This is a genomic window from Micromonospora sp. WMMD730 (genome assembly GCF_049178955.1).
Classification (GTDB): Bacteria; Actinomycetota; Actinomycetes; order Mycobacteriales; family Micromonosporaceae; genus Micromonospora; species Micromonospora wenchangensis.
In genome coordinates this window covers 4,769,723-4,796,418 of the sequence record NZ_JBMHML010000002.1, presented here as the reverse complement: position 1 = coordinate 4,796,418, position 26,696 = coordinate 4,769,723, and the positions used below count along the sequence as shown (strand labels likewise).

21 protein-coding genes and 1 pseudogene are annotated in these 26,696 nt (G+C 73.2%); 19 read left to right on the top strand and 3 right to left on the bottom strand.

The features are described from left to right. Positions 1–4: 4 nt before the first annotated feature. The 9 genes and pseudogenes from ACN265_RS20585 to ACN265_RS20545 form a co-directional block, all read left to right on the top strand. The gene (locus ACN265_RS20585) at positions 5–613 is read left to right on the top strand and encodes a TetR/AcrR family transcriptional regulator (RefSeq protein WP_420118821.1); all 609 of its coding nucleotides are present in this window, start codon (positions 5–7) and stop codon (positions 611–613) included. A 97-nt stretch (positions 614–710) separates the two neighbouring features. Continuing rightward, the gene (ruvC, locus tag ACN265_RS20580) at positions 711–1,238 is read left to right on the top strand and encodes a crossover junction endodeoxyribonuclease RuvC (RefSeq protein ID WP_420118820.1); all 528 of its coding nucleotides are present in this window, start codon (positions 711–713) and stop codon (positions 1,236–1,238) included. Then, complete coding sequence (gene ruvA / locus ACN265_RS20575; RefSeq protein WP_204927625.1) at positions 1,235–1,837, top strand: Holliday junction branch migration protein RuvA; 603 nt, start codon at positions 1,235–1,237, stop codon at positions 1,835–1,837. The genes ruvC and ruvA overlap by 4 nt, the downstream gene beginning before the upstream one ends. Positions 1,838–1,871: 34 nt before the next feature. Beyond that, positions 1,872–2,936: a Holliday junction branch migration DNA helicase RuvB gene (gene ruvB / locus ACN265_RS20570; RefSeq protein ID WP_204927624.1), complete on the top strand. Its 1,065-nt coding sequence runs from the start codon at positions 1,872–1,874 to the stop codon at positions 2,934–2,936. Positions 2,937–3,056: 120 nt separating this feature from the next. Beyond that, positions 3,057–3,422, top strand: a complete 366-nt coding sequence (yajC, locus tag ACN265_RS20565; RefSeq protein ID WP_232378607.1) for a preprotein translocase subunit YajC — start codon at positions 3,057–3,059, stop codon at positions 3,420–3,422. 229 nt (positions 3,423–3,651) lie between these two features. Further along, positions 3,652–5,574, top strand: a complete 1,923-nt coding sequence (gene secD / locus ACN265_RS20560; protein ID WP_421408985.1) for a protein translocase subunit SecD — start codon at positions 3,652–3,654, stop codon at positions 5,572–5,574. Between the two features lies 1 nt (position 5,575). Continuing rightward, complete coding sequence (gene secF / locus ACN265_RS20555; protein ID WP_204927621.1) at positions 5,576–6,775, top strand: protein translocase subunit SecF; 1,200 nt, start codon at positions 5,576–5,578, stop codon at positions 6,773–6,775. Between the two features lie 99 nt (positions 6,776–6,874). Then, the gene (locus ACN265_RS20550; RefSeq protein ID WP_088644004.1) at positions 6,875–7,441 is read left to right on the top strand and encodes an adenine phosphoribosyltransferase; all 567 of its coding nucleotides are present in this window, start codon (positions 6,875–6,877) and stop codon (positions 7,439–7,441) included. A gap of 432 nt (positions 7,442–7,873) precedes the next feature. Then, positions 7,874–10,153, top strand: a pseudogene (locus ACN265_RS20545) (RelA/SpoT family protein); the annotation flags it as partial. A 79-nt stretch (positions 10,154–10,232) separates the two neighbouring features. Here ACN265_RS20545 and ACN265_RS20540 read toward each other — a convergent pair. After that, complete coding sequence (locus tag ACN265_RS20540) at positions 10,233–11,075, bottom strand: peptidylprolyl isomerase (protein ID WP_357930727.1); 843 nt, start codon at positions 11,073–11,075, stop codon at positions 10,233–10,235. Between the two features lie 61 nt (positions 11,076–11,136). Continuing rightward, on the bottom strand, positions 11,137–12,021 hold the full coding sequence (locus tag ACN265_RS20535; protein WP_420119593.1) for a peptidylprolyl isomerase: 885 nt from the start codon (positions 12,019–12,021) through the stop codon (positions 11,137–11,139). Between the two features lie 260 nt (positions 12,022–12,281). Here ACN265_RS20535 and ACN265_RS20530 point away from each other — a divergent pair, with 260 nt between their 5' ends. The 8 genes from ACN265_RS20530 (at position 12,282) to ACN265_RS20495 (ending at position 22,569) form a co-directional block, all read left to right on the top strand. Continuing rightward, on the top strand, positions 12,282–13,001 hold the full coding sequence (locus tag ACN265_RS20530) for an MBL fold metallo-hydrolase (protein WP_204927618.1): 720 nt from the start codon (positions 12,282–12,284) through the stop codon (positions 12,999–13,001). Positions 13,002–13,071: 70 nt separating this feature from the next. Continuing rightward, positions 13,072–14,394, top strand: coding sequence for a histidine--tRNA ligase (gene hisS, locus ACN265_RS20525; RefSeq protein ID WP_421408984.1), 1,323 nt, complete (start codon positions 13,072–13,074; stop codon positions 14,392–14,394). Positions 14,395–14,467: 73 nt separating this feature from the next. Next, positions 14,468–15,403: an acyl-ACP desaturase gene (locus ACN265_RS20520; protein ID WP_357930721.1), complete on the top strand. Its 936-nt coding sequence runs from the start codon at positions 14,468–14,470 to the stop codon at positions 15,401–15,403. Between the two features lie 962 nt (positions 15,404–16,365). Beyond that, a complete protein-coding gene (locus ACN265_RS20515; RefSeq protein WP_420116900.1) occupies positions 16,366–17,418 on the top strand; it encodes a S1 family peptidase in 1,053 nt (350 codons plus the stop codon). Between the two features lie 193 nt (positions 17,419–17,611). Then, positions 17,612–19,435, top strand: a complete 1,824-nt coding sequence (aspS, locus tag ACN265_RS20510) for an aspartate--tRNA ligase (RefSeq protein WP_421408983.1) — start codon at positions 17,612–17,614, stop codon at positions 19,433–19,435. A gap of 120 nt (positions 19,436–19,555) precedes the next feature. Continuing rightward, positions 19,556–20,368 (top strand): SDR family oxidoreductase, encoded by an 813-nt coding sequence (locus tag ACN265_RS20505; RefSeq protein WP_421408982.1) that lies wholly within the window; start codon positions 19,556–19,558, stop codon positions 20,366–20,368. Positions 20,369–20,572: 204 nt separating this feature from the next. Next, positions 20,573–21,178 carry a helix-turn-helix domain-containing protein gene (locus tag ACN265_RS20500; RefSeq protein ID WP_421408981.1) on the top strand — a complete coding sequence of 202 codons (606 nt, stop codon included), beginning with the start codon at positions 20,573–20,575 and terminating at the stop codon, positions 21,176–21,178. Then, complete coding sequence (locus ACN265_RS20495) at positions 21,175–22,569, top strand: MFS transporter (RefSeq protein ID WP_421408980.1); 1,395 nt, start codon at positions 21,175–21,177, stop codon at positions 22,567–22,569. The genes ACN265_RS20500 and ACN265_RS20495 overlap by 4 nt, the downstream gene beginning before the upstream one ends. Here the strand turns inward: ACN265_RS20495 and ACN265_RS20490 are convergent. Continuing rightward, the gene (locus tag ACN265_RS20490; protein WP_421408979.1) at positions 22,540–23,283 is read right to left on the bottom strand and encodes a GNAT family N-acetyltransferase; all 744 of its coding nucleotides are present in this window, start codon (positions 23,281–23,283) and stop codon (positions 22,540–22,542) included. The two genes, ACN265_RS20495 and ACN265_RS20490, sit on opposite strands and share 30 nt — an antisense overlap. Positions 23,284–23,412: 129 nt before the next feature. On the opposite strand from ACN265_RS20490, the gene ACN265_RS20485 reads away from it, so the two are divergent. Both ACN265_RS20485 and ACN265_RS20480 read left to right on the top strand, forming a co-directional pair. Further along, positions 23,413–23,625, top strand: coding sequence for a hypothetical protein (locus ACN265_RS20485; RefSeq protein ID WP_067307861.1), 213 nt, complete (start codon positions 23,413–23,415; stop codon positions 23,623–23,625). 75 nt (positions 23,626–23,700) lie between these two features. After that, complete coding sequence (locus ACN265_RS20480; RefSeq protein WP_204927609.1) at positions 23,701–25,200, top strand: replication-associated recombination protein A; 1,500 nt, start codon at positions 23,701–23,703, stop codon at positions 25,198–25,200. The last annotated feature ends 1,496 nt before the right edge of the window (positions 25,201–26,696 follow it).

Genomic DNA, 26,696 nt, shown 5'->3' with positions numbered 1-26,696 from the left:
AACGATGTCCGACCTGAACCCCACCGCCGATGCTCCGCGGTCGCCCGGGCGACCGCGGAGCATCCGCGCGGACGAGGCCATCATCGAGGCCACCCTGGATCTGCTCGCCGAGGGCAGCACCATCGAGACGCTGTCGATCGAGGCGATCGCCACCCGTGCCGGGGTGGGCAAGGCCACCATCTACCGCCGCTGGCCCGGCAAGGACGCCCTGCTGCTGGACGCGCTGCGCCGGCTCAAGGGGGTGGTCGCCCAGCCGGCCGGGCACTCCGTGCGCGACGACCTGGTGCTGCTGGTCGGCGCCGTCGGGCACAACATCGACCCCCGGGCGGAGCGGATCATGCCGTGCCTGGTGCCCGAGGTGAACCGCAGCCCGGACCACTTCCAGCTCTACCAGAACATCATCGAGCCGCGGCGGAAGATCATGCGGGAGGTGCTCCGCCGGGGCGTGGCCGCGGGCGAGCTGCGCGCCGATCTCGACATCGAGGTGGCGATGGCGCTGCTCACCGGCCCGATGCTGGTCCAGCGGCTGATGCGCTGGCACCCGGAGCTGGACGACCGGCTGCTCCCCGAGAGGGTCGTCGACGGCGTGCTCGACGGCCTACGGGCCCGCTGAGCCCCACCGTCGGGCGGCGTGTCCGCCCACCGGCGTGTCGGGGCGGAGCAGTAGGGTGTCGAACACCCGTACTGTCGAGGGGCCCTAAGGAGGCGACGTGCGCGTGCTGGGCGTCGACCCGGGCCTGACCCGGTGCGGGGTCGGCGTGGTCGAGGGGGTGCCGGGCCGGCCCTGCTCGCTGGTCGCCTACTACGTCGTCTACACCGACCCCGCCGACGACCTGTCACTGCGTCTGCTGCACCTGGACCGGTCGCTGACCGACCTGGTCGCCGAGCACCGGCCCGACGCGGTCGCCGTCGAGCGGGTGTTCAGCCAGCACAACGTGCGCACCGTGATGGGCACCGCCCAGGCCAGCGGGATCGCCGTGCTGGCCGGGGCGCGGGCCGGGCTGCCGGTGCAGACCTACACGCCCAGCGAGGTCAAGGCCGCGGTGACCGGCTCCGGCCAGGCCGACAAGAAGCAGATGACCACGATGGTCACCCGGCTGCTGCGGCTGGCCGAGCCGCCCCGGCCGGCCGACGCGGCGGACGCCCTGGCGCTGGCCATCTGCCACGTGTGGCGGGGCGGCACCCGGTCCAAGCTGGCCGAGGCCGCCGACCGGGTACGACGAGGAGGAGCACGATGATCGCCAGCGTGCGCGGCACGGTGACCGCGACCGGCCCGGACCACGCCGTGGTGGAGGTCGCGGGGATCGGCCTGGCGGTGCAGTGCGCCCCCGGCACCCTGGCCGAGCTGCGGGTCGGCCAGCCGGCCCGGCTCGCCACCAGCCTGGTGGTCCGGGAGGACTCACTCACCCTCTACGGCTTCGCCGACGACGACGCCAAGCAGCTGTTCGAGCTGCTCCAGACCGCCAGCGGGGTCGGCCCGCGACTGGCCCAGGCGGTGTTGGCCGTGCACACCCCGGACGCGGTCCGCAAGGCCATCGCCAACGCCGACACCGCCGCCCTGACCCGGGTGCCCGGAATCGGCAAGAAGGGCGCCGAACGGCTGGTGCTGGAACTGCGCGACCGGATCGGCCCGGTCCCGGTGGGCCCCGACGGCGCGGCCGGGGTGACCGCCGGTGCCTGGCCGGACCAGGTCCGCCAGGCGCTGGTCGGGCTCGGCTGGACGGCCGGTCAGGCCGACCAGGCGGTGGCCGCCGTGGCGGAGACCGTGGACGGGCCCACCCCGCCGGTGCCGGTCCTGCTCAAGCAGGCCATCCGACTGCTCGGCCGGACCCGGTGACCGGCGTGGCACGGTCCCGGTCGGGGTGGCCGGCATGAGCGGCGACGGCCTGGTCTCGGCGTACGCCGACGACGCGGAGCGGGACGCGGAGGTCAGCGTCCGGCCGAAGCGGCTGGACGAGTTCATCGCCCAGCACCGGGTCCGCGACCAGCTCGACCTGCTGTTGCAGGGCGCGATGCGGCGTGGCGCCCCACCCGACCACATCCTCCTGTCGGGGCCTCCCGGCCTCGGTAAGACGACGTTGGCCAATATCGTGGCCGCCGAGCTGGGCTCGGGCATCCGGGTGACCAGCGGGCCGGTGATCGAGCGCTCCGGTGACCTCGCCGCCATCCTGACCAGCCTCGCCGAGGGCGACGTGCTGTTCATCGACGAGATCCACCGGATCGCCAAGCCGGCGGAGGAACTGCTCTACAGCGCGATGGAGGACTTCCGGGTCGACGTGATCGTCGGCAAGGGCCCGGGCGCGACCGCGATCCCGCTCGACGTGGAGCCGTTCACCCTGGTCGGCGCGACCACCCGGTCCGGCCTGCTGACCGGCCCGATGCGGGACCGCTTCGGCTTCGTCGCGCACCTCGACTTCTACTCCCCGGCCGACCTGGAGGCGCTGCTGCACCGCTCGGCGCGCATCCTGGGCGTGCCGATCACCCCGGAGGGGGCGGTGGAGATCGCCGGCCGGTCCCGGGGCACCCCCCGGATCGCCAACCGGCTGCTGCGCCGGGTGCGCGACTACGCCGAGGTCCGGGCCGACGGCGTGGTCACCCTGGAGACCGCCCGGTCCGCCCTGACCGTGTACGACGTGGACGCCCTCGGCCTGGACCGGCTGGACCGGGCGGTGCTGACCGCGCTGGTCGACTCGTTCCGCGGTGGTCCGGTGGGCCTGTCCACCCTGGCGGTGGCGGTGGGGGAGCAGCCGGACACGGTGGAGGAGGTCTGCGAGCCGTTCCTGGTCCGCGCCGGACTGCTGGCCCGTACGCCCCGGGGGCGGGTGGCCACCGAGGCCGCCTGGCGACACCTCGGCCGCACCCCGCCAAATGGTACATTCGGTGTGGAAGCCCCCGCCGTGCCCGATCTCTTCTCGAACGCGCCCGATCCACCGTGATCTGAACGTGATCTGCGCCGCATTCGGCGTTCCCAGGTGCAGGGATTAGACTCGCCGCGGTCTGTACAGGATGTGAATATCCGCCTCCGCTCCGGCGCGCACGTGCCGGGACGGTGGCCAATGGGAAGGTCGCACACCGTGCTTTACGCAGCACAGTCCGGCGGAGGCGCCGGCAGTCTGACGCCGATCCTCATGATCGCCCTGCTCTTCGGGGTCATGTACTTCATGATGATCCGGCCGCAGCAGAAGCGCCGCCGCGAGGCTGAGGCCATGCAGTCCGCGCTCGGACCCGGTGACGAGGTCGTCACCATCGGCGGGCTCTACGGCACGGTCGTGGGTGTCGAGGACGACACCGTGCTGCTGGAGGTGGCCCCCGGTGTGCAGTCCCGCTACGCCCGGCCGGCCATCGCCCGGGTGGTCACCCGGGCCGAGCGCCCCGAGGCCGACGAGCCGGTCACCGAGGACGCGGAAGTCGTCAAGGAGTGAAGCCGCCACCCGCCCGGCACCACGGGCGGGTAGCGGCGGGACAACTGGATAGGTGGGCCGGTCCCCAGGGTCGGCACCCGCACCGTCCGCCCGACGCCACCACGTCGGCGGTGGTGCGCCGTGCCGTCGGTCGGGAGTGGCCCGCGCAGAGCACGTCGGGGCGGGAACCCCGCTCCGACCTCGTCGCCGCTGCGCCGGCGGCGCGACCGTTACAGGGAGACAGACAGCCGTGGCACCACCTCAGGGACAGATGCGCCCCGGGCGGCAGCTCGCCGTGCTCGGGTTCATCTTCGTCGTCCTCTATTCCTTGGTGTTCTTCTCGGGCGGTGCCAGCGGCGGCTGGAAGGACCGGCTGGAGCCGCGGCTCGGCCTGGACCTGATCGGTGGCACCCGGCTGACGCTGGAGGCGACCAACACCATCGACGGCAAGCCCCCGACGTCGGCCAACCTGGAGGAGGCCCGGCAGATCATCGAGAGCCGGGTCAACGCCTACGGCGTGGCCGAGGCCGAGGTGGTCACCGAGGGCAACCGGAACATCGTCATCTCCCTGCCCGGTGAGAACCGGGAGCTGACCGACGTCGGCAGCGCCGCGGAGCTGCGCTTCCGCAAGGTGCTCAAGGCCGCCGACGGCAGCGGCGCGGTCGCCGCCCCGGCGCCGTCGGGCAGCGCCTCGCCGGCCCCGTCCGGCAGCGCGTCGCCCGCCCCGTCGGGCAGCGCCTCGCCGAAGGCCTCCGGCAGCGCGTCGCCGAAGGTGTCCGGCTCGCCGAGCGCCGGTGGGCAGGGCGGCGGCGCCCCCGCGCCGAGCGCCAGCGCCTCCCCGTCCGGGTCGGCCTCGCCGAGCACCCCGGCCGCCTCGCCCAGCGCCAGTGAGGCGCCGGTGTCGCAGAGCATCGAGGAGCAGCGCAAGGCCGTCGAGAAGAAGGTCGGCGCGGCCGCCTGGGCTGCCGCGAGTGGACTCCAGGCCCCGGCCGACCTGGCCACCAACCCGGCCCTGGCGGAGACGTTCAAGCCGTTCGGCGCGCTCTCCCCGCAGGAGGTCGCGGTACTGACCCCGCAGATGCAGTTCAACGTGCCGACCATCACCTGCGCCCAGCTCGACAAGCGGCCCCCCGCCTCGATCAAGGACGAGAAGCAGCAGGCGGTCGCCTGTGAGGGTGGCGCGGCGAAGTACCTGCTCGACCAGGCCAAGGTGCTCGGCACCGACGTCAAGGACGCCAACGCGGTCCTCGACCAGGCCAGCACCTGGGTGGTCAGCCTGAACTTCACCGGCGACGGCCAGTCCAAGTGGACCGAGCTGACCCGGGAGGCGTTCAACAACACCGGCGGCGGCTGCGACCAGACCGCTCTCGGCCAGGACGGCAAGTGCCGGGTGGCCGTGGTGCTGGACAACGAGATCGTCTCCTCGCCCGAGATCCAGGGCGTGCTGACGGGCGACTCGCAGATCACCGGCAGCTTCGACAACACGTCGGCCAACGCGCTGGCCAGCCAGCTGCGCTACGGCGCGCTGCCGGTCACCTTCGTGCCGCAGGAGCAGCAGAACGTCACCGCGACGCTGGGCGACAGCCACCTGCGGGCCGGCCTGCTGGCCGCCGGCATCGGCATGCTGCTGGTCATCATCTACTCGTTCTTCTACTACCGGCTGCTCGGCTCGGTCATCTTCCTGAGCCTGGTGCTCTCCGCGTTGCTGGTCTTCGGCGCGCTGGTGGTGCTCGGCCGGTCGATCGGCTTCACCCTCACCCTCGCCGGCATCGCCGGCATGATCGTCTCGCTCGGTGTGGCGGCGGACTCGTTCGTCATCTACTTCGAACGACTCAAGGACGAGATCCGGGAGGGGCGCAGCCCGCGCAGCGCGGTGCCCCGGGCCTGGATCCGGGCCCGCCGGACGATCATCTCGGCCAACGCGATCACCCTGATGTCCGCCGTGGTCCTCTACATCGTCTCGGTCGGCACGGTGAAGGGCTTCGCCTTCGCCCTCGGCCTGGCGACCGTGCTCGACCTGGTGGTCGTCTTCCTGTTCCGGCACCCGATCATGACGATGTTCGCCCGGACCCCGGCGTTCCTGTCGCCGCGGGTCAGCGGCCTCGGTCGGGCCCTGCCCGCCCGGTCGGCCGAGCCGGGCACCGCCCGCAACTCGCGCGTCAAGGAGGCCTGAGATGGCTAAGAGTGGTCTGGCGTCCCGGCTCTACCGGGGCGAGGCCGGTCTCAACATCGTCGGCCGGCGCAAGCTGTGGTTCACCGTCGCCGGGGTGCTGGTGCTGATCGCCGTGCTCAGCTTCGCGGTTCGCGGCTTCAGCCTGGGCATCGAGTTCGCCGGCGGCAACTCGTTCCAGGTGCCGGCCAGCGTCGGCACCCTGGAGCAGGCCGAGAGCAAGGTCGACGAGGCACTGGCCGCCGAGGGCGGCGGTGCCGAGGTGGTGACCGCGCAGAAGGTCGGCAGCACCAGCGGCGAGTACTACGAGCTGCGCACCTCGCAGCTCAGCGCCGACCAGGCCAACGCGGTCAAGGCCAAGATGGCCGACGAGTTCGGCATCAACGCCGACCAGATCAGCGGCAGCCAGGTCAGCGAGGCCTGGGGCAGCCAGGTCACCTCCCGGGCGCTGCTCGGCCTGGTCATCTTCGTCCTGGTGGTGGCCGCCTACCTGGTGCTGCGGTTCGAGTGGCGGATGGCGGTCGCCGCGATCATCTCGCTGTTCATGAACCTGATCCTCACCGCCGGTATCTACTCGCTTGTCGGCTTCGAGGTCACCCCGTCGACCATCATCGGGTTCCTCACCATCCTGGGCTTCGCGCTCTACGACGTGGTGGTGGTCTTCGACAAGGTCCAGGAGAACACCCGGGGCATCACCGCCAACAACAACCAGACCTACGGCGAGGCGGCCAACCTGGCGCTCAACCAGAGCCTGATGCGGTCGTTGAACACCTCGGTGGTCGCCCTGCTCCCGGTCGGCGGTCTGCTCTTCATCGGTGCCGGCCTGCTCGGCGCGGGCACCCTGAAGGACCTGGGCCTGGTGCTGTTCGTCGGTATGGCGATGGCGTTCCTGACCTCGATCCTGCTCTCCACCCCGCTGCTGGTGCTGCTCAAGAACCAGGACCCGCGGATCGACGCGCACACCAAGCGGGTGCTGGCCCGTCGGGGCGCCATCGCCCGGGGCGAGATCACCCCGCGCGGTGCGGCCCGGCAGGCCGCCGCCGAGGAGGCCACCGACGAGCCGATCGACCCGGAGGCGGCGGCCCTGGCCGGCAGCGCACCGAAGGTCGGCGCGCGTCCGGCGGCCAAGCGGTCGGCCGGCGCCCGGGGTGGCCGTCCCGCCGGGGGCGGCGGCAACCGGCCCGGTGGAGCGAAGCGGCGCTGACCGACGGGCTACCCGCCCCACGTCGAGTCGACGGCGTCCGCCATGCTGTGCGAACAGCGTGACGGACGCCGTCGTCGTATCGAAGGAGAGCCGACCACCGTGACGGAGACCCACAGCACCGGTGTACGCGGGGACAGCGGCCCACAGGTGGCCCGGCTGGTCGCCAGCCGGGTACTGGACGTGCCGGACTTCCCCAAGCCCGGGGTCATGTTCAAGGACCTGATGCCGCTGTTCGCCGACGGCGACGTGTTCCGTGAGGTGATCGACGGGATCATCGACCACCACGGGCGGGACAACTTCGACATCGTGGTCGGCATCGAGGCCCGGGGTTTCGTGATCGCCGCCGCGATCGCGTACGCGACCGGGTTGGGGGTGGTGCCGGTGCGCAAGGCGGGCAAGCTGCCCCGGCCGGCGTACGCGGCCTCCTACGCCCTGGAGTACGGCGAGGCGACGCTGGAGGTGCACCAGGACGCCTTCACCGCCGGGCACCGGGTGCTGGTGGTCGACGACGTGCTGGCCACCGGCGGCACCGCCGAGGCGACCCTCGGCCTGGTGGAGCGGGCCGGCGGCACGGTGGCCGGGTTCACCGTGCTGCTGGAGCTGGGCTTCCTGGGCGGGCGGGAACGGCTCGCCGGGCGTCCGGTCCATGCCCTGCTGACCGTTTGATTCCTGGGTCGTCCCGCCGACCTGGGACGGACCGTCCGGCGGAGCGGCACGGCACCTACCGTGCGGGTAGCATTGCCCATTGCTGACCGGACGGTCACCCGTCCGGGCGGTGGTCAGGTGCCGGCCGCAGGGCCGGCGGGCAGTGCCACCGACCCGGCGGCGGCCGGCGGGGAACACGCCGGCGTGACGGCCGGTTCGGCAAGTCAGGCGTCGGCCGTACGGTCGGCGTGGTCCCGGCGATCGGTGAGGAGGCCGGTGTCCCACGATGTCGTTCCTCCGGTGGAGGGCACGGTGCACCCGACAGGCGACGCTGACGGCGCGGTGACCGCTCGGAACAACGATCCGGCGGCCGGCCCGACGGGGGCCGGCGACCACGTCGGCGGTACGCCGGACGGCCTGGCGGTGGGGGCGTCTTTCGACGACGACCCGTCGCCGAGCGGTGGTTTCGCGCTCTCCAACGCCCCGACCGGTCGTCGGGTCCGGGCACGGCTGGCCCGGTTCAACGCCCCGTGGCAGACCTCCCAGGTCAGCGAGGTGCTCGAACCGCTGATCGCCAGCCACCGGGAGAACCATCCGAAGGCCGACGCCCGGCTGCTCCAGCGGGCCTTCGACACCGCCGCGCGCTGGCACTCCGGCCAGTACCGCAAGTCCGGTGACCCGTACATCACCCACCCGCTGGCGGTGGCGACCATCCTGGGCAACCTGGGGATGGACACCACCACGCTGGTGGCGGCGCTGCTGCACGACACGATCGAGGACACCGAATACACCCTCGACCAGATGAAGGTCGACTTCGGCCCCGAGGTCACCCTGCTCGTCGACGGTGTGACGAAGCTGGACAAGGTCAAGCTGGGCGACGCGGCCAAGGCGGAGACGATCCGCAAGATGGTCGTGGCGATGGCGAAGGACCCCCGGGTCCTGGTGATCAAGCTGGCCGACCGGCTGCACAACATGCGGACGCTGTCCTTCCTGCCGGCCCCGAAGCGGGAGCAGAAGGCCAAGGAGACGCTGGAGATCCTGGCCCCGCTGGCCCACCGGCTCGGTATGAACACGATCAAGTGGGAGCTGGAGGACCTGGCCTTCGGCACCCTGTTCCCCAAGCGGTACGAGGAGATCCTGCGGCTGATCGGGGAGCACCAGCCGCAGCGGGAGTCGCTGCTCAAGCAGGTCACCCAGAAGGTCGGCACCGATCTCAAGGCCGCCAAGATCAAGGCGGAGACGACCGGCCGGCCGAAGCACCTCTACTCGATCTACCAGAAGATGATCGTGCGGGGGCGGGACTTCAACGACATCTACGACCTGGTCGGGGTGCGTATCCTGGTCGACACGGTGCGGGACTGCTACGCGGCGCTGGGGGTCATCCACGCCAACTGGCAGCCGGTGCCGGGCCGGTTCAAGGACTACATCGCGATGCCCAAGTTCAACATGTACCAGTCGTTGCACACGACGGTCATCGGGCCCACCGGCAAGCCGGTGGAGATGCAGATCCGCACCTACGCGATGCACCGCACCGCCGAGTTCGGCATCGCCGCGCACTGGAAGTACAAGGAGCACAAGGGCACCCAGATCGTCGGCCCGCCGGCGCACATCGACGAGATGACCTGGCTGCGGCAGTTGCTGGACTGGCAGCGGGAGGCCGCCGACCCGTCGGAGTTCCTCGACGCGTTGCGGTTCGACCTGTCCAGCCAGGAGGTGTACGTCTTCACCCCGAAGGGCGACGTCATCCCGTTGCCGACGGGGTCGACGCCGGTGGACTTCGCGTACGCGGTGCACACCGAGGTCGGGCACAAGTGCATCGGGGCGCGGGTCAACGGCAAGCTGGTGCCGTTGGAGTCGACGCTGTCCAACGGCGACGTGATCGAGATCTTCACCTCGAAGTCCGACACGGCGGGCCCGACGCAGGACTGGCTGAGCTTCGTCAAGAGTCCCCGGGCGCGCACCAAGATCCGCCAGTACTTCAACAAGGAGCGGCGTGAGGAGGCGATCGAGGCCGGTAAGGACTCGATCGTCAAGGCGATGCGTAAGCAGGGCATGCCGTTGCAGCGGATGCTCACCTCTGACGCGTTGATGGCGATCGCCCGGGACCTGCACCTCGCCGACGTCGCCTCGCTCTACGCGGCGGTCGGCGACAGTCAGGTGTCGGCGCAGTCGGTGGTGCAGAAGCTGATGGCCGCGTACGGCGGTGAGGAGGGCGCGGCGGAGGACATCGCCGAGACCGCCGTCGCCACCCGTCCGCCGCACAGCCGGCAGAACAGCAGCGACCCCGGCGTGGTGGTGCGGGGCGTCAGCGACGTCTGGATCAAGCTGGCCCGGTGCTGCACGCCGGTGCCCCCGGATTCGGTCTTCGGGTTCGTCACCCGCTCCGGCGGGGTCAGCGTGCACCGCGACGACTGCGCCAACGCCGAGGACCTGCGGGCCCAGGTCGAGCGGGTGGTGGAGGTCAGCTGGAAGCTCACCTCCGCCTCGACGTTCCTGGTCGCCATCCAGGTGGAGGCCCTCGACCGGCACAAGCTGCTGGCCGACGTCACCCGGGTGCTCTCCGAGGAACGGGTCAACATCCTGTCGGCGACGGTCACCACCACCCGCGACCGGGTGGCGGTGAGCCGGTTCAGCTTCGAGATGGCCGACCCGAAGCACCTGGGGCACCTGCTGGCCGCCGTCCGCAAGGTCGACGGGGTCTTCGACGCCTACCGGGTCACCTCCGGCGCCTGACCGTCAGCCGCGCCCCCGGTCACCTGACACGGAAGCGCCCGCCGGCTCAGCCGGCGGGCGCTTCGTCGTACGGTGCGGGTCAGCTCTCGATGTCGCTCATCGTCAGCTTGGTGATGGTGACCTCCTTCTTGGGGTGGCCACCCCCCGCCTGCTGCGCGAACGCCTTGTCGTCGCCGGCCGCCCCGACCTGCTTGACCAGGTCCATGCCGGAGGTGATGGTGCCCAGCACGGTGTAGTTCGGGTCGAGCTGCGAGTCGCCGTAGACGATGAAGAACTGGCTACCGGTGCTGCCCGGCTGCCCGGAGTTGGCCATCGCGATGACGCCCTCCGGGTAGGGGGGCCGCTTGTCGGTCGGCAGGTTCTCCTCGGGCATGCCGTAGCTCGGCCCGCCGGTGCCGTCGGTCTGCCGCCAGCCCTTGCCGGTGGCGCTCGGGTCGCCGCACTGGAGCACCTTGATGCCCTCGGTCACCAGCCGGTGGCACTTGGTGTTGTCGAAGAAGCCCTTGCTGGCCAGGTGGGTGAAGCTGCCGGCGGTGCAGGGCACCTTGGTCCGGTCGAGCTTGGCGACGATCGGGCCCAGGTTGGTGTCGATCGTCATCGTCTGGGTGCCCTTGTTGGCCTGCTGGTTCGGGGGCATCCCGACGTCCTTGACCTGCGCCGGCCGGCCCTCCTTCGGCGCCTCGGTGTAGGCGCACTGCGAGAAGCCCTCGGTGCCGGCGGCCTGCTGCTTGCTGTCGTCGTCGTCGCCACCGAGGCTGGTCGCCAACCAGACGGTGCCGGCGACCACGAGCACCAGGATGGCGGCGGCCCCGACGATCGCCTGCGTCTGCCGGCGCTTGCGGGCCTTGGCCGAACGCTCGGCCATCTCCCGCTCAAGTCGGGCCCGCGCCGCCGCGCGCTGCCGCTCTCTCGTGGACGTCACGGTCACTCCTCCTGGGCTTTCTCTGGCGCGGCGGGGCCGCAGGTACGGGTTGTGGGCCGGCTCAGCCGGCGCTCGGGCTGGCCGCCGGGGACGCGGCCGGGGAGCCGGTCGCCGGTGCCGGGGCGGCCTGCGCCTCGCCGACGGTGAGCTTGCGGATCACCACGTCGGTCTTCGGCTTGACCTTGGCACCCGCCCCGTTGTCCACGGTCGGCAGGGCGCCGATCTTCTCGACCACGTCGAGGCCGCCGGTGATCCGGCCGATGATCGGGTACGCGGGCTGGGCCGGGCTGGAGTCCTTGAAGAAGAGCAGGAACTGGCTGCCGTTGGCGCCCGGTGGGTTGCTGATCATCGCGACCGTGCCCTTGGGGTAGGTCGGCGGCTGTCCGGGCTGCGGGCTGGCCGAGGGGCTCGCCTCGGGCGCGGTCGGCACGTTCTCGTTGTAGAACGAGTAGCTGGGGCCGCCGAGCCCGGTGCCGCTCGGGTCGCCGCAGCGCAGCGCGCCCTCGGTGGTGATCTCGTGGCACTTGGTGTTGTCGTAGAACGACTTGCCGGCCAGGTGGGCGATGCTCGCCCCGGCGCAGGGGGCCCCGGCGAGATCCAGTTCGGCGGTGATCGGGCCGCCCTGGTCGGTGTCGATGGTCATCGTGCGTACCCCGGTGGTGGGCAGATCCTTGGTGGCCGGGGTGCCGACGTCCTTGAGGTTGGTGTTGGCTGCGGCATCCTGCGGCGTCCAGAGGCAGACGTCCTCGGCGGCCTTCGGCTCGGGGTCGCTGTCGAAGGCACCCAGCCCCCACGCCGCACCGGCCACGATCAGCACCAGCACCACTGCCGCACCGACCCCGGCCTGGATCTGCCGACGCCGTCGGGCGGCGGCGGCCCGCCGGGCCAACTGCCGGTCGAGCTTCTCCCGCGCGAGCTTGCGCTGCCGGTCCCTGCTGGAAGCCACCCGTGCTCCCCTCCTCTACCCTGGTCGTCACCGGCGGTCGGGCCGTGCGCGCCCGCCGTGCCCGCAGGTGCGCCACGCCACACGCCCGCCAGAGTGTACGGGTACCTGCTGTGAAAGTGGTGTACGAGGGCCGGCCTGGGTTTATCAAAGTGCGTCACTGTGCCGTGCGGGGCCCGTGGTACGGGTGGGCGCGGATATCGGATCGCGCCGACGACTAGGCTGCCCAGGAGACGGACGACTGAGACGGAAGGGGAGCGGACGTGCTTGTGGCCGGCTTTCCCGCGGACGCCTTCGGCACCAACTGTTACGTGGTGGCGACCGCGCCGGGGGAGCAGTGCGTGGTGGTCGACCCCGGTATCGGGGTGCTCGACCGGCTCGACGCCGTGCTCGCCGAGCACCGCCTGCACCCGGCCGCCGTGCTGCTCACCCACGGCCACCTCGACCACACCTTCTCCGTCGCGCCGGTCTGCGGCGCACGCGGCATCCCCGCGTACGTGCATCCGGAGGACCGGGAGCTGTTGGCCGACCCGACCAAGGCGCTGTCGATGGACCTCACCGCGCTGTTCGGCGGCCGGCTGCCGTACACCGAGCCCGACGACGTCGCGGAGCTGACCGACGGGGCGACGCTGGCGCTGGCCGGCCTGGAGATCACCGTCGACCACGCGCCGGGCCATACCGGCGGGTCGGTGCTGTTCCGGCTGCCCGGTGCCGGCTCGCCCTGGGAGGCCGACCAGGTCTGTCTCTCCGGTGACGTGCTGTTCGCCGGCTCGATCGGCCGCACCGACCTGCCGGGCGGCAGCATGCCCCGGATGCTGACCAGCCTGCGGGAGAAGGTCCTCCCGCTGGCCGACGACACCGTCGTGCTGCCCGGCCACGGCCCGGCGACCACCATCGGCCGGGAGCGGGTGCGTAACCCGTACCTCGCCGACCTGGCCGGCCCGGACGGCGCGCGCCCCGCCGCGCCCACCCGCGGCCTCTAGCCGTTCCTCCGCGCCCGGCGCGGACCTGTCGATCCCACCGCGCCCGGCGCGGACCCGCAAGGAGTACGTCATGAGCAAGCCCACGCCCATCTCCGGCTTCCCGGAGTGGACCACCTCGCAGCGGATGATCGAGCAGTTCGTCCTCGACCGGATCCGGCACACCTTCGAGCTGTACGGGTTCGCCCCGCTGGAGACCCGGTCGGTGGAGCCGCTGGACCAGTTGCTGCGCAAGGGGGAGACCTCCAAGGAGGTCTACCTGCTGCGCCGGTTGCAGGCCGACGCGGACGGCCCGGCCGGTGACGACGCGCTCGGGTTGCACTTCGACCTGACCGTGCCGTTCGCCCGCTACGTGTTGGAGAACGCCGGCAAGCTCCAGTTCCCGTTCCGCCGCTACCAGATCCAGAAGGTGTGGCGGGGCGAGCGCCCGCAGGAGGGGCGTTACCGGGAGTTCCTCCAGGCCGACATCGACATCGTCGACCGGGACACCCTGCCGGCGCACTACGAGGCCGAGATGCCGCTGGTGATCGGGGACGCGCTGCGGTCGCTGCCGATCCCGCCGGTGCTGATCCAGGTGAACAACCGCAAGATCTGTGAGGGGTTCTACCGGGGCATCGGGCTGACCGACCCGGAGGCGGCGCTGCGCGCGGTCGACAAGCTCGACAAGATCGGCCCGGCGAAGGTGGCCGACCTGCTGGCCGAGACGGCGGGGGCGAGCGCGGCGCAGGCCGACGCCTGCCTGGCGTTGGCCGGGATCTCCGCGCCGGACGCGTCCTTCGCCGACGCGGTGCACGCCCTCGGGGTGCGCGATCCGCTGCTCGACGAGGGTGTCGCCGAGCTGGTCGCGGTGGTGGAGACGGCCGCCGCGCACGCGCCGGGGCTGTGCGTCGCCGACCTGCGGATCGCCCGGGGCCTGGATTACTACACCGGCACCGTCTACGAGACCCAGCTGGTCGGCTACGAGCGGTTCGGCTCGATCTGCTCCGGCGGCCGGTACGACAACCTGGCCAGCGCCGGGAGCGTGTCGTACCCGGGGGTGGGGATCTCGATCGGGGTGACCCGGCTGCTCGGGCTGCTGTTCGGTGCCGAGGCGCTGTCGATCTCGCGCAGCGTGCCGACCTGCGTGCTGGTGGCCGTCGCGGCCGAGGAGGAGCGGGCGGCCAGCAACGCCGTGGCGGAGGCGCTGCGGTCGCGGGGCGTGCCGACCGAGGTGTCGCCGAGTGCGGCGAAGTTCGGCAAGCAGATCCGCTACGCCGAGCGGCGCGGCATCCCGTACGTGTGGTTCCCGGGAGGCGAGGGTCACCAGGTGAAGGACATCCGTTCGGGCGAGCAGGTGGACGCGCTGGCGGACCGGTGGTCGCCGCCGCCTGCGGATCTGACTCCGGTGATCGGCTGAGCCCGGGTTACTGGCGCGTACGCCGACGGGGACCTACGGTGGCGTAAGTTACGCCACCGTAGGGAGGGCCCCTGTGACCGAGCTGAGCCAGACCGCGCTGCTCCACGAACTCGAACCCGTGGTCGCCAAGAACCTCGACCGTCACCTGTCGATGGCCAAGGAGTGGTTCCCGCACGAGTACGTGCCGTGGAGCGAGGGGCGCACCTTCGACGGCCCGCTCGGCGGTGAGGCGTGGTCGGAGGGGGACTCGACCCTGCCCGAGGTGGCCCGTACGGCGCTGATCGTCAACCTGCTCACCGAGGACAACCTGCCCTCGTACCATCACCAGATCGCCAGCCTGTTCGGACCGGACGGGGCGTGGGGGACCTGGGTGGGTCGGTGGACGGCCGAGGAGGGCCGGCACGGCACCGCCATCCGGGACTACCTGACGGTGACCCGGGCGGTCGACCCGGTTGCCCTGGAGCGGGCCCGGATGGTGCACATGACCGCCGGTTACACCAACTCGCACGACTCGTCGATGCTGCGCTCGCTGGCGTACGTGTCGTTCCAGGAGCTGGCCACCCGGATCTCGCACCGCAACACCGGCCGGATCACCGGTGACCCGGTCTGCGAGGCGCTGCTGAGCCGGGTCGCGGCCGACGAGAACCTGCACATGGTCTTCTACCGCAACCTGCTCGGGGCGGCCCTGGAGGTGGCCCCCGACCAGACGATGCGGGCGATCGCCGAGGTGCTGGAGGACTTCCAGATGCCCGGTGTCGGCATCGAGGGCTTCACCCGCAAGTCGGTGACGATCGCCCTGGCCGGCATCTACGACCTGCGTCAGCACCGCGACGACGTGGTCGCCCCGGTGCTGCGCCAGTGGGACGTGTTCAACGTCGCCGGCCTGGGCGCCGAGGGTGAGGCCGCCCGTGACCGGATCGCCGCCCACCTGGACGGCTTGGAGCAGGCCGCGTCCCGGTTCGAGGAGAAGCGCGACGCCCGGGCCGCCAAGCTGGCCGCCCGCGCCTGACCTGATCGTCCCCCCCCCGGCGGTTTTACCGCACCCGTGCCTGCCCGCAGGTGCGCCCACGTCGCCACCCCCTGCGGGGAACGCGTCGGGTGTGCCGTGCGGCGGGCGCGTCGGCGTGCCGCACGGGCGGGGACGGCTCTTCCGGCCCCGGCGCGTCGCCCGGGGTTGTGTCGACGTCGTGCGTCACCCCGGATGCCCCGTCCGCCCCTCGGAGTCGGTGACTTTCGGTAATGGGTCGACGGATGTGACCCTCCGTCACTAAGGCTCCTCCCTCGTGGTCCTGCCCTTCCGCGCTTTGCTCTGCTGCTCTCGAAGCGACACCGGCCTGAGCTGCCCTTTCTTGCGGCGTGCGGTTCGCTGGTCTTCTCATACGTAGCTACCTGGTGTAGCTGTCGCGGTGGGGGCAGCAGAGCAAAGGGGTGGACCATCGGGTGACGGGATCGACTGATGATCACTCCCGGTGACGGGTGTCGAGGGCTGCCGTTCTCCGCCGCCATCGGGCCTGCCGGCACGAGACGTCCTGCTCGGCGGCCCGGTCGTGACGTGCCGTCCCGGCTGTGGCCGGACCGCCCCGGTGTCCACCGGGTCCCGGACGGTGCGGAGGTCGGTCGGTGCGTCGACGGGATCGGCTGCGGTGCCTGCGGGACCGGGTGCGGCGGCGGTCGGCACCGGGTGCGTCGGGCCGTCGGCGGTGGCCGCTCGGGGCCCTCGGCGGTGGCCGCTTCGGGCCCGGCCGTTCGTGGGGGCGGGGGCGGGTCGGCGGAGGGTCTGACATGGATGTGTCCACGATGTTGCCTGACCGTCATAACCGCCGGTGGGGTGAATCCGGGCAAACGCATGTCTTGATTACGATCTTAAATATGTGAATACTTCAGTCACTCGGCCGGTTTCCCCAGGTCGGCCGGTTGTCCCCGGGTGTGTCTTCATGACGCCGCCCGTCACCCCCTTCCGGAGGTTGTTGCATGCGACCCACGAGGTCCTCACTCCGACACGCCGCCGCCGTCGCCATGGCCGGAACCCTGGTCACCGGCGCGCTCATGGGTGCCCCCGCCCAGGCGGCCCCCGCCTCGCCCGCATCCCCCGACGCCGCCGCCAGCCTGGCCGAGCGTCTCGGTGACCGCGCCGCCGGCACCTACGCCGACGCCACCGGCAAGATGGTCGTCACCGTCACCGACACCGCCGCCGCCAAGCAGGTCCGCGCCGCCGGTGCCGTCCCGAAGCTGGTCACCCGGGGCGCGGCCCAGCTCCGCTCCGCCACCGCCGAGCTGGAGCGGTCGGCCAAGATCCCCGGCACCGCGTGGTGGACCGACACCGCCACCAACCAGGTCGTCGTGTCGGTCGACAGCACCGTCACCGGCGCCAAGCTGGAGCGGGTCAAGGCCGCCGCCGCGCGCACCGGTGGCACCGTCCGGGTCGAGGCCGAGGCCGGCGTGCTCAGCACCAAGATCTCCGGTGGCCAGGCGATCTACACCGGCGGCGGTCGCTGCTCGCTCGGCTTCAACGTCCGCAACAGCGCCGGTCAGACCTTCTTCCTGACCGCCGGGCACTGCACCAACATCGGCTCGACCTGGTACTCGAACTCCGGCCAGACCAGCGTGCTCGGTACCCGTACCGGCACCAGCTTCCCGGGCAACGACTACGGCATCGTCCGGCACAGCAACGCCGCCAACGCGACCGGCAACGTCTCCCTCTACAACGGCAGCTTCCGGGACGTCACCGGTGCCGCCAACGCGTTCGTCGGCCAGAGCGTGCAGCGCTCCGGCAGCACCACCGGCCTCAAGAGCGGCTCGGTGACCGCCATCAACGCCACGGTGAACTACGCCGAGGGCTCGGTCTCCGGCCTGATCCGGACCAACGTCTGCGCCGAGCCGGGCGACAGCGGCGGTTCGCTGTTCAGCGGCAGCAGCGCGGTCGGCCTCACCTCCGGCGGCAGCGGCAACTGCACCCGCGGTGGCACCACCTACTTCCAGCCGGTCACCGAGCCGCTGAGCGTCTACGGCGTCAGCATCATCTGACCGATCTGCCGCATCGTCCGATGCACCAGCGGATCCTCTGATCCACCCTGCGCGAACGGGCCGTCGGGAACACCGGCGGCCCGTTCCGCGCGTCCGGTGGGCGGGCCGGCCTTGCTCACCCCGCAACCGGGCGGACCGGGCGGCTGACACAATGCGGGGGAACAGCCGTACCGCAGATGAGGAGACGCAAGTCGTGATCCGTACCCATGACGCCGGCAGCCTGCGCGCGACGGACGCCGGCACCACGGTGACGCTCGCCGGGTGGGTCGCCCGCCGGCGCGACCACGGCGGTGTCATCTTCGTCGACCTGCGCGACGGCTCCGGCGTGGTCCAGGTGGTGTTCCGCGAAGAGGACGCGCACGCGCTGCGCAACGAGTTCTGCGTCAAGGTCACCGGCGAGGTGACCCGCCGCCCCGAGGGCAACGAGAACCCGGAACTGCCCACCGGCGAGATCGAGGTGACCGCCAGCGCGCTGGAGGTGCTCTCCGAGGCCGCGCCGCTGCCGCTGCCCGTCGACGACCAGGTCGAGGCCGGCGACGACATCCGGCTGCGCTACCGCTACCTGGACCTGCGCCGCAGTGGCCCGGCCAACGCCATGCGGCTGCGCTCGCGGGCCAACCAGCTCGCCCGCACCGTGCTGCACGAGCGGGACTTCCTGGAGATCGAGACCCCGACGCTGACCCGGTCCACCCCCGAGGGCGCGCGCGACTTCCTGGTCCCGGTCCGGCTCCAGCCCGGCAGCTGGTACGCGCTGCCGCAGTCGCCGCAGCTGTTCAAGCAGCTCCTGATGGTCGGCGGCATGGAGCGGTACTACCAGATCGCCCGCTGCTACCGCGACGAGGACTTCCGCGCCGACCGGCAGCCGGAGTTCACCCAGCTCGACATCGAGATGTCCTTCGTCACCGAGGACGACGTGATCGACCTCGGCGAGGCGATCGTCGGGGCGCTCTGGAAGGACCTGGCCGGGCACGAGATCTCCCGGCCGATCCCCCGGATCACCTGGCACGACGCGATGGCCCGGTACGGCTCCGACAAGCCCGACCTGCGTTACGGCCTGGAGCTGACCGAGCTGACCGACTACCTGCGCGGCACCGCCTTCCGGGTCTTCGCCGCGGCGATCGACGCGGGCGGCTACGTCGGCGCGGTGGTGATGCCGGGCGGGGCGGCGCAGACCCGCAAGGAACTCGACGGCTGGCAGGACTGGGCCAAGGCGCGCGGCGCGCGTGGCCTGGCGTACGTGGTGCTGGACGCCGAGACCGGCGAGGCACGCGGGCCGGTGGCCAAGAACCTCTCCGCCGAGCACCTGGGCGGCCTGGCCGACGCGGTCGGGGCCAAGCCGGGCGACGCGGTCTTCTTCGCCGCCGGCACGAACACCCGGGAGGCGCAGGAACTGCTCGGCGCGGCCCGGATCGAGATCGCCAAGCGGGCCAAGCTGGTCGACGAGAGCGCCTGGGCGTTCTGCTGGGTGGTCGACGCGCCGATGTTCGAGCCGGCCTCCGACCAGGAGAACGGCAGAGCGGGCGGCTGGACGGCCGTGCACCACCCGTTCACCTCGCCGAACGCCGACTGGGTCGACCGGTTCGAGGAGGCCCCGGACCGGGCGCTGGCGTACGCGTACGACATCGTCTGCAACGGCAACGAGATCGGCGGCGGCTCGATCCGTATCCACCGGGGCGACGTGCAGCAGCGGGTCTTCGACCTGCTCGGCATCACCCCCGCCGAGGCGCAGGACAAGTTCGGCTTCCTGCTGGAGGCGTTCAAGTACGGTGCCCCGCCGCACGGCGGCATCGCGTTCGGCTGGGACCGGGTCTGCATGCTGCTGGCCGGGGCCGACTCGATCCGCGAGGTGATCGCCTTCCCGAAGACCCGGGGCGGCTTCGACCCGCTGACCGGCGCCCCGACCCCGATCACCGGGCAGCAGCGCGCCGAGGCCGGCATCGACGCCAAGCCCAAGCCCGCCGCCACCGCGTCCACCGGCACCGCCGGCCCGGCCGCCCCGGTCGCCGACCCGGTCTGACCCACCCCACCCGGAACCCGGCCCGGTCCGGCCCACCCGGCATCGTTGATCAAGAGGTTTGCGTCATCATCGCTCTCCGAGGTGACGCAAACCTCTTGATCGTGACGGGAGAGTGGTGGGATGCGGTTGCTCGTGGTGGGAGGGAGCGGGTTTCTCGGGGGTGAGGTGTGCCGGCGGGGGGTCGCTGCCGGGTGGTCGGTGGTGGGAACCTGCCACTGCGGCCGGGTCGCCGTGCCGGGCGTCGGGACACGTCGGTTGGACGTGACCGATCGGGACGCGGTGCGCCGACTGGTCGCCGAGGTCGGCCCGGACGCCGTCGTCGGGACCGCGTACCGTGCCGACGACTGGACGGTCACCGCCGACGGGGCGGCGCACGTCGCGTACGCGGCGGCCGAGGTGGGGGCGCGGCTGGTGCACCTGTCCAGCGACGCGCTGCACGGTGGACGTCCCGAACCCTACGGCGACGACGAGCCGCCCAGCCCGATCCACGTCTACGGTGCGGCGAAGGCGGCGGCGGAGACCGCGGTCCGGGCGATCGACCCGTCCGCCGCGCTGGTGCGTACCTCGCTGATCGTGGGGGAGGGCAGCAAGCAGATCCGGCTCTGCCGGGAGGCGCTCGCCGGGCGGGCCGTCCTGTTCACCGACGAGCTGCGCTGCCCGATCGACGTGACCGACCTGGCCGGCGCCGTGCTGGAGCTGGCCACGTCGTCGTACGCCGGGCCGCTCAACGTCGCCGGCCCCGACGCGGTCAGCCGGGCGGAACTGGGGTTGCTGGTCGCCCGGCGCGACGGGCTCGACCCGGGTGGGATGACGACCGCCACCGGGCGGTCGTCGGGGTTGGTCCGCCCGACACAGGTACGCCTGGACTCCTCCCGCGCGGCCGGTCTGCTCCGGACCCGGCTGCGCGGCGTCACCGAACTCCTCGCCGGCTGACCCCGCCCGCCCCGCCTGGCCCTCCGCCTTGCCTGGCGCTCCGGCCCATCGGGCCCAACGGCCCGCCTGGCCCTCTGTTCTGCCCGCCCCCCGCCCACTGCCGCACCGACCGTGCGGCGGAGTCCGACCGGTCCGCCATGACTGTCGCACAGTTTCTGTGCACAACTCTTGTGCATAGAAACTGTGCACAGGTACTGTGCGGTCATGGCGAACGACGGACCCACCCCCCGACCCGCGCCGCGCGAGGTGCGGATCGACAAGCGGCAGGTGCGGGTGCTGGCGCACCCGCTGCGGATGCGGCTGCTCGGCGCACTGCGGGTGCAGGGGCCCGCCACCGCCACCACCCTGGCGGAACTGCTCGGCACCAACACCGGCGCCACCAGCTACCACCTGCGGCAGCTCGCCGAGGTCGGGCTGGTCACCGAGGACCCTGACCGGGGGACCGGCCGGCAGCGCTGGTGGCAGGCGGCCCATGAGATCACCAACTGGGAACCGACCGACTTCGACGACGACCCCGACGCGCGGGCCGCGATCGAGTGGATCCAGGGCGACCAGGTACGCCTGCTCGTCGAGCACGCCGAACGCTGGTTCGCCACCCAGCACGAGGCGACCCCCGCGTGGCGGGACGCGATCGGCATGAGCGACATCTTCCTGACCGTCGCACCGGACCGGCTCGAGGCGCTCACGGCGGAGGTGTGGCAGGTGCTGGAGCGGTACCGCCGCGAGGCGGAACACGCGCCCGCCGATCCGCAGGCCCGCCCGGTGCAGGTGTTCCTGGCCGCCTACCCGCTGCTGGAGGGGCCCCGATGAACGCGCTCACCGTACGCCAGGTCCGGTTGCGCTACCTGACCCTCTACGGCCTGCGGTGGCTGCCCACCGGCCTGACCATCCCGGTGATGATCCTGCTGATGCAGGAACGCGGCCTGACGCTGTCCCAGATCGGCCTGGTCTCCACCGCCCAGGGTCTGGTCGTGCTGGCGCTGGAACTGCCCACCGGTGGCCTGGCCGACGCGCTCGGCAGCCGGGTGGTCCTGGTCACCGCCTGGGCGGTGAGCCTGCTGTCGCTCGGGCTGTTCGCGGTGGCGGACTCGTTCGCCCTGTTCTTCCTGGTCTGGGCCCTGCAGGGGGTCTACCGGGCACTCGACAGCGGCCCGCTCGACTCCTGGTACGTCGAGTCCACCCTGGCCGCCGACCGCGACGCCGACTACGAGCCCGGCCTCGGCTTCGCCGGCACCGTCGCGGGCGTGACCATCGCCGGTGGCGCGCTGCTCAGCGGCGGCCTCATCGCGCTCGGACCGGTCGGTCCGGTGAGCGCCCTGACCGTGCCGGTGCTGGTCGCCGCCGCCCTGCAGGCCGTCGCCCTGGTCGTCCTGCTGATCCTGCTGGTCGAGACCGGCCCCGCCCGAGGCGCCGGCGCGCTGCGTGCCTCGGTCGTGGCGGCGCCCCGGATGGTCGGGCAGGCCGTCGGCCTGCTGCGCCGCTCCCGGGTGCTGCTGGCCCTGGTGTCGGTGGAGCTGTTCTGGGGCTTCGGCATGGTCACCTTCGAGTCGCTGCTGCCGGTCCGGCTCGCCGACGTGGTCGGCGACCCCGAGCGGGCGGCGGCGCTGCTCGGCCCGGCGAACTCGGCCGCCTGGCTGGTCTCGGCGGCCGGCGCGGCGGCCACCCCGCTGCTGCTGCGCTGGCTCGGCGCCGCCCCCGCCGCCGGGCTGCTGCGGATCCTGCAGGGCGTCACCGTGCTCGGCATGGGGCTGCTCGCCGGGCCCGCCGGGGTGCTGGTCGCCTACCTGGCCTGCTATGCCGTGCACGGCGCATCCAACCCGCTGCACCTGGGGCTGCTGCACCGGCAGGTCGACGGGCCCTACCGGACCAGCGTCATCTCGCTGAACTCGATGATGGGGCAACCGGGGTTCGCCCTCGGCGCGGTGCTGCTCACCGCCCTGGCCGACCGTTCCGGGGTCGGCACCGCGATGGTGGTCGGCGCGGTCGCGCTGGCGGTGGCCGCCCCGCTCTACCTGCCCGCCTGGTGGGCCGGCCGCCTGGCCACCCCGGCCACGCCCGCCGGAACCGGACCGGCGACCGGTCCGGCCGGAACCGGACCCGGGGCCGAACCGGCCGGGCCTGAACCGGCCGGGCCCGCAGCCGGGGGCGTCCAGCCGGCCGGCGCGGCGGCCTCAGCCGAGCCACACCGAACTGCGCCGTAGCGTGCCGGTGAAGCCGAGCCGACGGTAGAGCCGCAGCGCGGCCAGGTTGTCGGCGTAGACGCCGAGCGCGACGTGGTCGTACCGGGCGAGCAGGGCCCGGATCATCCCGGCGGTCAGCGCCGCGCCCAGCCCCCGTCCCCGCCGGTCGCGGGCCACGGTGAGCCCGGCGAGGAAGCCGATGTCGCCGCGACTGCGGTCCGCGCCGCAGGCGACCAGGCGGTCGGCCTCCCAGATGCCGTACCAGCCGGTGACCGTCGGGTCCTGCGGGCGCGACGAGGAGGTGGGGAAGGCGTCGTCGATCAGCGCCGCCAGCGCCGGGTGGTCCGTCCGACCGAGGCGGACCACCCGCTCCTGCCCGGGTTGCCGGGGTGGGGCGGCGGTGGTCCAGAGGAAGTCCCAGTCGTCGACCCGGGTCGCCGCGAACCGGTCGACCAGCAGCCTCCGGTCGGCCCGGGGCAACTGCAGGTACTGCCCCGGGCGCACAGCCCCGTCGGCGACCAGCGCCGCGACCAGCCCCACCGCCGCCTCGACCGGGCCGACCACGCCGCCGGCCCGGTCGGTCCCCGCCGCCGGGAGCAGCCAGGCCACCGCGCCGTCGCGGGCCCAGGCGCGGGGCGCGTCGTCGAGCCGCACCGCGTGCCGGACGAACGGGTGGTGGTCGGTGGCGGCGAGGACGGCCGCCCGGCCGGCGAGTTCCCGGTCGGTGTCGATCATGCAAGCAGCCTAGAACCCGGCCGGGCGGGACGCCCCGGCGACGCTGATCTCCACGATGGAGATTGACGAGTCGACCGTTTGGGTACATCGGGGCCGACCTACTGGGACCCCCTACCGGAGGACATAACCATGCTCGCCATCCTCGCGGCCGTCGTGTTCGGCTTCGCGCTCCTGCTGGACCTGCTCAACACCAACTTCGGCGCCCCCGACCTGTTCAACTGGAACACCCTGGTCCTGATCGGCCTGCTGCTGCTCTCGCTCTACCTGGCCGGCGTCGGCAGCGGCCCGCGCGGCGGTGGCGGCGGCCGGTGGTACCGGGGCCGTCGGCCGGGCCGCGGCTGACCGCAACAGATCAGAACGGGCGCGGCCCACGGCGCGATTCCGGCGTCGTGGGCCGCGCCCGGTACTGTCTTCCTGATGGATTCCGACGCCCTCTTCTCCCTCGGTGCACCCGCCGCGGCGCCCAGCGCCCCCGCGGGCTCCGTCGGCGTCGACGACTTCGCCTCCGTCGGGCAGGACGCCCCGCTGCCGGTGCGGATGCGACCCGCGAGCATCGACGAGCTGGTCGGCCAGGAACACCTCCTCGCCCCCGGGGCCCCGCTACGGCAGCTCGTCGGCGGTGGCGCGGCGCTGTCGGTCATCCTCTGGGGCCCGCCGGGCAGCGGCAAGACCACCATCGCCCACCTGGTGGCCCGGGCCACCGACCGCCGGTTCGTGGCCATGTCGGCGCTGACCGCCGGGGTCAAGGACGTCCGGGCCGTCATCGAGACCGCCCGCCGCCAGCGCCGCTCCGGCGGCCCGCAGACCGTGCTCTTCATCGACGAGGTGCACCGGTTCAGCAAGACCCAGCAGGATTCGCTGCTCGCCGCCGTCGAGGACCGCACGGTCACCCTGCTCGCGGCGACCACCGAGAACCCGTACTTCTCCGTCATCTCGCCGCTGCTGTCCCGGTGCGTGCTGCTCACCCTCCAGCCGCTCGACGACGACGCCGTGCGCGCCCTGCTACGCCGCGCCGTGACCGACCCGCGCGGCCTCGCCGGCACGCTCACCCTGGCCACCGACGCCGAGGACCACCTCGTACGCCTCGCCGGCGGCGACGTCCGCAAGGCGCTGACCGCGCTGGAGGCGGCGGCGGCCTCGGCGACCGCGCTCGGCGTCGACCGGATCGACCTGGCCACCACCGAGCAGGCGGTGGACGTGGCGGCCGTGCGCTACGACCGCGACGGCGACGCGCACTACGACGTGACCAGCGCCTTCATCAAGAGCATGCGCGGCTCGGACGTCGACGCCGCGCTGCACTGGCTGGCCCGGATGCTGGTCGCCGGGGAGGACGCCCGGTTCGTCGCCCGCCGTATGGTCATCTTCGCCAGCGAGGACGTCGGCATGGCCGACCCGTCGGCGCTGAGCGTGGCGACCGCCGCCGCGCACGCGGTGGAGTACGTCGGCCTGCCCGAGGCCCAGCTCAACCTGGCCCAGGCGGTGATCCACCTGGCGACCGCGCCGAAGTCCAACTCGGCCACCACGGCCCTCGGGGCGGCGATGGCCGACGTGCGGGCCGGCCGGGGCGGCGCGGTGCCGCGTGGGCTGCGCGACGCGCACTACGCCGGCGCCCGGGGGCTCGGGCACGGCACGGGCTACCGCTACCCGCACGACGACCAGCGCGGGGTGGTCACCCAGCAGTACGCTCCCGACGACCTCGTCGGGACCGACTACTACCGGCCCAGCGGGCACGGGGCCGAGCGGTCGGTGGCCGCCCGGCTGCCCCTGCTGCGCCGGATCGTCCGGGGGTTGTCCGCCCCGGCGACGCGTCCCGACGGTCCGGTGCCGGTGGTCAACGGCCGGCACCCGTCGGGCACGGGGCACGCCGGTGGGGCGGACGAGGACGGCGGCGACGCCGCCGGGGAGGTTCGGCAGTGACATCGCGAGGTGGGGAGCAACCGCAGGACGGTCCCGACGAGCGGCGTGAACCTCGCGCCAAGGGACGTCGGTGGGGTCGTGGGCGGGGCGGCGACGAGACCCCGCCCGAGCCGGTCGGCGAGGATTTCGGCTGGATCGACGACCTGCGTACGGCGAAACAGCAGCGCACCGAACTCGGCCCGGAGGGCGGCCCGGTTCCGCCCGTGCGCCCCCCGGCCGCGCCGCCCGTCGGCCGGGGGCCGGTCGCGCCGCAGTCCGGGCCGGTCGCGCCGCGCGTCGGTCAGCCGGTGCACCGCCCCGACTCCGCCGCTGCCCGCCCCGCGCAGCCGGATCCCCGACCGCACCCGACGCCTGCCGGGGCCGGGCCGGAGCCGGCACCGCCGGGCGCCCGGCCGCAGTCCGGGCACCCGGTAGCCCCGTTCCCCGGTCAACCGGGTCCGCGCCGGGAGCCGACGGCCCCCGGTGTCGCCCGCCCGCCGCAGCCCGCAGGCCCGGCCGAGCCGCCACCGGCCGGGATGACCCGGCCGGGTCCGGTGCCGGCCGGTGGCGATCCGGTCCGGCCAGGACGGTCGGTCGCCCACTCCGACGGGCCGCCGCAGCACCCCGCCGGCCCGGCTGCCCCGCCGGTCCGTGGGCCGGGCTGGCCCGCGACCCCCGAACAGCGTCCACGCCCGGGTGCGGGGCCGTGGCCGGACCCGGCACCGCCCGGCCGGCCGGGCCCGCAGCGGCCCGAGGAGGCGTCCCGCCCGGACCCCACCACCGGTGGCACCGGCCCGGTCCGGGCCGCCGTCCCGGCCCCGGGCCGTGCGTCGGTCCCCGGCACCGGGCCCGGCCGGGCGACGCCGCCGGTCGGTCAGGCCTCCCCGTCGGGTCAGGCACCCCCGGTCGGTCAGGCACCCCCGTCGGGTCAGACACCTCCGCGGGTTCAGGCACCTCCGGTCGGCTGGGCCGGCCCCGGCGGTACGGCCCCCGGCGTCGCGACCCCCGCCGAGCCGTCCCTGCGCAACCGCCGGACGGTGCCGGATGACCGGCCGAGAGGCCGCCGGGCGGCACCGGTCGAGCCGGCCAGGCCCGGCCCGGGTTCCGCCCCCGTCGGCGTCGACCCGGGCGGTGCCCCCCGGGCCGGGGCGGGTACCCCAACCGGTGCCGGACTGCTGCCGGACCCGTCGGCCGGTGGCCCACGAGCCGCCGCCGTGGCACCGGTGGACCCGCGTCCCGAGGCCACCGCACCCGGTACCCCGGGCCGGCCCGCTGACGCGGCTACCGGCGCGGGCCGGGAGCCCGCGGACCGGCCGGCCGGCGAGCGGGGTGGCCGCCGTCGCGCGGCCGAGCCCGACCAGCCGCTGGTGCCGCTGAGCGGCAACGCGCCATCGCTGCCCGAGGCCGCGCCGGGCGCGCCCGCCGCCCCCTCCGTTCCGGGTCGGCCCGGTTCGGCCGCCCGGGACGACAACGGGCGTCGCCGCCCGCCCACCGACGTCGCCGCACCGCCCGGCCGG

Coding starts and splice junctions, on each gene's coding strand:
- ACN265_RS20480 (WP_204927609.1), top strand. CDS start 23,701: ATGGATTCCGACGCCCTCTTCTCCCTCGGTGCACCCGCCGCGGCGCCC.
- ACN265_RS20490 (WP_421408979.1), bottom strand. CDS start 23,283: ATGATCGACACCGACCGGGAACTCGCCGGCCGGGCGGCCGTCCTCGCC.
- ruvA (WP_204927625.1), top strand. CDS start 1,235: ATGATCGCCAGCGTGCGCGGCACGGTGACCGCGACCGGCCCGGACCAC.
- secF (WP_204927621.1), top strand. CDS start 5,576: ATGGCTAAGAGTGGTCTGGCGTCCCGGCTCTACCGGGGCGAGGCCGGT.
- hisS (WP_421408984.1), top strand. CDS start 13,072: ATGAGCAAGCCCACGCCCATCTCCGGCTTCCCGGAGTGGACCACCTCG.
- ACN265_RS20500 (WP_421408981.1), top strand. CDS start 20,573: ATGGCGAACGACGGACCCACCCCCCGACCCGCGCCGCGCGAGGTGCGG.
- yajC (WP_232378607.1), top strand. CDS start 3,057: ATGGGAAGGTCGCACACCGTGCTTTACGCAGCACAGTCCGGCGGAGGC.
- ruvB (WP_204927624.1), top strand. CDS start 1,872: ATGAGCGGCGACGGCCTGGTCTCGGCGTACGCCGACGACGCGGAGCGG.
- ACN265_RS20585 (WP_420118821.1), top strand. CDS start 5: ATGTCCGACCTGAACCCCACCGCCGATGCTCCGCGGTCGCCCGGGCGA.
- ACN265_RS20495 (WP_421408980.1), top strand. CDS start 21,175: ATGAACGCGCTCACCGTACGCCAGGTCCGGTTGCGCTACCTGACCCTC.
- ACN265_RS20515 (WP_420116900.1), top strand. CDS start 16,366: ATGCGACCCACGAGGTCCTCACTCCGACACGCCGCCGCCGTCGCCATG.
- ACN265_RS20505 (WP_421408982.1), top strand. CDS start 19,556: ATGCGGTTGCTCGTGGTGGGAGGGAGCGGGTTTCTCGGGGGTGAGGTG.
- ACN265_RS20485 (WP_067307861.1), top strand. CDS start 23,413: ATGCTCGCCATCCTCGCGGCCGTCGTGTTCGGCTTCGCGCTCCTGCTG.